General features: G+C 39.7%; 1 pseudogene. It reads left to right on the top strand.

Annotated features, from left to right (window positions below):
- A pseudogene (locus SORDD16_RS04735) lies at positions 1-1,135 on the top strand (alpha-amylase family glycosyl hydrolase); the annotation flags it as partial.
- Positions 1,136-1,286: the final 151 nt, after the last annotated feature.

The following is a 1,286-nucleotide window of genomic DNA, read 5'->3' as shown; positions in this document are numbered from 1 at the left end:
GGATGTCGTTTACAACCATACCTTCTCAACAGTTGACGCACCTTTCCAAACAACTGTTCCTGATTATTACTATCGTATGAATCCAGATGGAACCTTTCAAAACGGCACAGGTGTAGGAAATGAAACCGCAAGCGAACATGAAATGTACCGCAAGTATATGATTGACTCACTCCTTTATTGGGTGAAAGAATACAATATTGACGGTTTCCGTTTTGACTTGATGGGGATTCACGATGTTAAAACCATGCAGGCAATTCGTTGGGCACTTGATGAAGTTGATCCGCGCATTCTCACTTATGGAGAAGGTTGGGATATGGGAACAGGTCTTGCACCTTATGACAAGGCCAAGAAGGACAATGCCTACCAGATGCCAAATATTGGATTCTTCAATGATGATCAGCGTGATGCCATCAAAGGCGGAGAAGTTTATGGCTCAATCAAGGCAGGATTTGTTAGTGGGGCTGCTACAGAACCAATTGTGGCTAAAGCTATCCTTGGTAGCCGAGAATTGGGTTCATATCTTAGTCCAAATCAAGTCCTTAACTATGTGGAAGCCCATGATAATTACAACTTGCATGATTTGTTAGTAACCCTGCATCCAGATCACAGTTCAGATAAGATTATGCGCCAGGTTGAGACAGCGACAGCGATGAGCATTCTTATGCAAGGGATGTCCTTTATAGAGTTAGGTCAAGAATTTGGCCGCACTAAACTCCTTGCTACTGGAGAAAATGGCGAGCTAACTCCGGCAGATAGAGAACGTGCTATGAACAGCTACAATGCTCCAGATAGTGTCAATCAGGTCAACTGGGATTTAATCAATGAGAGACAAGAGAGTATTGAATTTATCCGTCAGATTATTCACCTAAAAACACAAACCAGTGCCTTCTCTTATCCTACATACGAAGAAGTTTATCGTCATGTCTTTGTTCATACAGCTGCTGAAAATAGTGGGTGGATTGTTTACGAAATTCACGGTGGAGCAGAGCACTTATTGGTGGTATTCAATGCTAAAGGAACTTCCTTCTACTTTGAAAATGCAGGAAATCTTGAAATGCTTGTGTCCAATAGTCGTTCTCAAGAGTCTAATGTGATTGACGATATCAGCGTTGCAGTCTTGAAGGTACTTTCATAGTAAATGCCACAAAAAGGTTTAGTTAAATCTAGACCTTTTTTGATTTTTATTGCAAAACCAATATCTAATAGGAATAAATTTCAAATAATTTGAAGAATCAAGTTTGTGAAAAAAATATCAATATTTTTACAAAAAGGGTTGTAATTTTCTG

Origin of the sequence: Streptococcus oralis, from assembly GCF_001578945.1 — a bacterium.
Classification (GTDB): domain Bacteria; phylum Bacillota; class Bacilli; order Lactobacillales; family Streptococcaceae; genus Streptococcus; species Streptococcus oralis_Q.
Note: the sequence above shows the minus strand (reverse complement) of the source record. Positions and strands in the feature narration are given on the sequence as shown.